Origin of the sequence: Mesorhizobium sp. M4A.F.Ca.ET.050.02.1.1 (assembly GCF_003997725.1) — a bacterium.
In the GTDB taxonomy this organism is placed as follows: Bacteria; Pseudomonadota; Alphaproteobacteria; order Rhizobiales; family Rhizobiaceae; genus Mesorhizobium.
Genome location: NZ_RZSG01000271.1, coordinates 1 through 3536 on the forward strand (window position 1 = coordinate 1; position 3536 = coordinate 3536).

At 64.7% G+C, this 3536-nt stretch carries 3 protein-coding genes; all 3 read left to right on the forward strand.

Features of this window, described 5'->3' with window-relative positions:
- Positions 1-4 precede the first annotated feature (4 nt).
- Positions 5-1333: an FMN-binding glutamate synthase family protein gene (locus EOA33_RS18385; protein WP_127406241.1), complete on the forward strand. Its 1329-nt coding sequence runs from the start codon at positions 5-7 to the stop codon at positions 1331-1333.
- 54 nt (positions 1334-1387) lie between these two features.
- Entirely contained in the window at positions 1388-2695 is a 1308-nt protein-coding gene (gene glnT, locus EOA33_RS18390) for a type III glutamate--ammonia ligase (RefSeq protein ID WP_127406239.1), read from the forward strand.
- 94 nt (positions 2696-2789) lie between these two features.
- Positions 2790-3536, forward strand: a 747-nt coding sequence (locus EOA33_RS40560; protein WP_245482359.1) for an FAD-dependent oxidoreductase, incomplete at its 3' end; no start/stop codon positions are given.

Below are 3536 nucleotides of genomic sequence, written 5' to 3' on the forward strand. Positions count from 1 at the left end.
CAAGATGACCTATCGCAACCCGCCGACGACGCCGCGCAAATCCGCGACCTTCGACGACTACACGCTTTCCGAGATCCGCCGCGCAGCAGCGACCGGCATCTATGACATCCGCGGCGCCGGCGCCAAGCGCAAGCTGCCGCATTTCGACGATCTCTTGTTCCTCGGCGCCTCGATCTCGCGCTATCCGCTGGAAGGCTATCGCGAGCGCTGCGACACCAGTGTGGTGCTGGGCACGCGCCACGCCAAGAAGCCGATCGAGCTGAAGATCCCGATCACCATCGCCGGCATGAGTTTCGGGTCGCTGTCCGGCCCCGCCAAGGAAGCGCTCGGCCGCGGCGCGACGCTGTCCGGCACCTCGACCACCACCGGCGACGGCGGCATGACGGAGGAGGAGCGCGGCCATTCCAATCAGCTCGTCTATCAGTACCTGCCGTCGCGCTACGGCATGAACCCGCGCGACCTGCGCCGCGCCGACGCGATCGAAGTGGTCGTCGGCCAAGGCGCCAAGCCCGGCGGCGGCGGCATGCTGCTTGGCCAGAAGATCTCCGACCGCGTCGCCGAGATGCGCACGCTTCCCAAGGGCATCGACCAGCGCTCGGCGTCGCGCCATCCCGACTGGACCGGGCCCGACGACCTCGAGATCAAGATCCTCGAACTGCGCGAGATCACCGACTGGGAAAAGCCGATCTACGTCAAGGTCGGCGGCGCCCGCCCCTACTACGACACCGCGCTCGCGGTGAAGGCCGGCGCCGACGTCGTCGTGGTCGACGGCATGCAGGGCGGCACGGCCGCGACGCAGGAAGTGTTCATCGAGAATGTCGGCCAGCCGACGCTTGCCTGCATCAGGCCGGCGGTGCAGGCGCTGCAGGACCTCGGCATGCATCGCAAGGTGCAGCTCATCGTCTCCGGCGGTATCCGCAACGGCGCCGACGTCGCCAAGGCGCTCGCGCTCGGCGTCGACGCGGTATCGATCGGCACTGCGGCGCTGGTTGCGCTTGGTGACAACGATCCGCGCTGGGAGGTAGAGTACAATGCGCTCGGCTCCACCGCCGGCGCCTATGATGACTGGCACGAGGGCCGCGACCCGGCAGGCATCACCACGCAAGATCCGGAGCTGATGAAACGAGTCGACCCGATCGCGGCCGGACGGCGGCTGGCGAATTACCTGAAAGTGATGACGCTGGAGGCGCAGACGATCGCGCGCGCCTGCGGCAAGAACAGCCTGCACAATCTCGAGCCCGAGGACCTCGTCGCGCTGACCATCGAAGCGGCCGCCATGGCGGGCGTGCCGCTTGCCGGCACCAACTGGATACCGGGCAAGAACGGCTTCTAATCAATGAAGGGCCAAATGCCTTGGGCCATGGCCGACAAAAAATGGGGAACTGGTGTGACTACTGATCTTGCAGAATTCGCAAGGGCGAAAAACGTTAAATATTTCATGATCTCCTACACCGACCTGTTTAGCGGGCAGCGTGCGAAGCTGGTGCCGGCACAGGCGATCGCCGACATGCAGAAGGACGGCGCGGGATTTGCCGGCTTCGCCACATGGCTCGATCTCACCCCGGCGCATCCGGACATGCTGGCGGTTCCGGATCCAGCCTCGGTCATACAGTTGCCGTGGAAGCCGGAGGTCGCCTGGGTCGCCGCCAATTGCGTCATGGACGACAAGGAGGTCGGCCAGGCGCCGCGCAACACGCTGAAGCGGGTGATCGAAGAGGCCGCCCGCGACGGCATGCATGTCAAGACCGGCGTCGAGGCGGAGTTCTTCCTGATCTCGCCGGACGGCAAGGCGATCTCCGACGAATACGATACCGCCTCAAAACCATGCTATGACCAGCAGGCGGTGATGCGCCGCTACGACGTCATCGCTGAGATCTGCGACCACATGCTGGCGCTGGGCTGGGGCCCGTACCAGAACGACCATGAGGACGCCAACGGCCAGTTCGAGATGAACTGGACCTTCGACCATGCGCTGGCGACCGCCGACAAGCACTCGTTCTTCAAATTCATGGTGAAGTCGATTGCCGAAAAGCACGGCCTGCGCGCGACTTTCATGCCCAAGCCCTTCCAGGGCCTGACCGGCAATGGCTGCCATGCGCATATCTCGGTGTGGGACGAGACCGGCAAGACCAATGTCTTCGCCGACAATGCGATGGAGCTCGGCCTTTCCGCCAAGGGCAGGAACTTCCTTGGCGGCATCATGAAGCATGCCTCGGCACTTGCGGCGATCACCAACCCGACGGTCAATTCCTACAAGCGCATCAATGCGCCGCGCACGATTTCTGGCGCGACCTGGGCACCGAACACGGTGACATGGACCGGCAACAACCGCACCCACATGGTGCGCGTGCCAGGCCCGGGCCGTTTCGAGCTGCGCCTGCCCGACGGTGCAGCCAACCCGTATCTGCTGCAGGCCGTCATCATCGCTGCCGGTCTCGATGGCATCCGCTCGAAGGCCGACCCGGGCAAACGCTACGACATCGACATGTACCAGTTCGGCCATACCGTGACGGATGCGCCGAAACTGCCGCTCAACCTGCTCGACGCGCTGCGCGAGTTCGACAATGACAAATCGCTGAAGGCGGCGCTGGGTGAGGAATTCTCGTCGGCTTACCTAAAGCTGAAGCAGCAGGAATGGAATTCCTATGCTTCGCACTTCACGCAGTGGGAGCGCGACCACACGCTGGATATCTGAAGCATCGGACCGAAAAGTGCGAAGCGGTTTTCGGACGAATCCGATGCGTTAAGGAAGACCATCAGCGCGATGCGAGCGAGCTCGGAATGACTTTATGAAATACTCGATCTTCTCGCTCGCCCGCGCCGCTCTCTCCGGCCACAAGAACTGGCAGCGCACCTGGCGCGACGCCAGCCCGAAGGGCCGCTACGATGTGGTGATCATCGGCGGCGGCGGCCACGGGCTGGCGACGGCATGGTTCCTCGCCAGCGAGTTCGGCATGCGCAACGTCGCGGTGCTGGAAAAAGGCTGGATCGGCTCCGGCAACGCCGGCCGTAACACCACCATCATCCGCTCCAACTACGGCTTGCCCGGCAATACCGGCTTCTACGAATTGTCGATGAAGCTGTGGGAGCGGATGGAGCAGGACCTCAACTACAACGCAATGGTCAGCCAGCGCGGCGTCATCAACCTCTACCACTCCGACGCCCAGCGCGATGCCTATGCGCGGCGCGGCAACACCATGCGCATCAACGGCATCGACGCCGAATTGCTCGACCTCGCGGCGGTCAGGAAAATGATGCCGTTCCTGAACTTCGACAATGCGCGCTTCCCCGTGCAGGGCGGGCTGCTGCAGCGGCGCGGCGGCACGGCACGGCACGACGCCGTCGTGTGGGGCTACGCGCATGCGGCGAGCGCGCTCGGCGTCGACATCATCCAGAACTGCGAGGTCACCGGCTTCACGCGCGATGCCAACGGCAAGGTGACCGGCGTCGAGACCTCGCGCGGCCGCATCGGCGCCGGCAAGGTCGGCATGGCGGTCGCCGGCTCCTCATCGCGCGTCGCGGCGATGGCGGGCCTG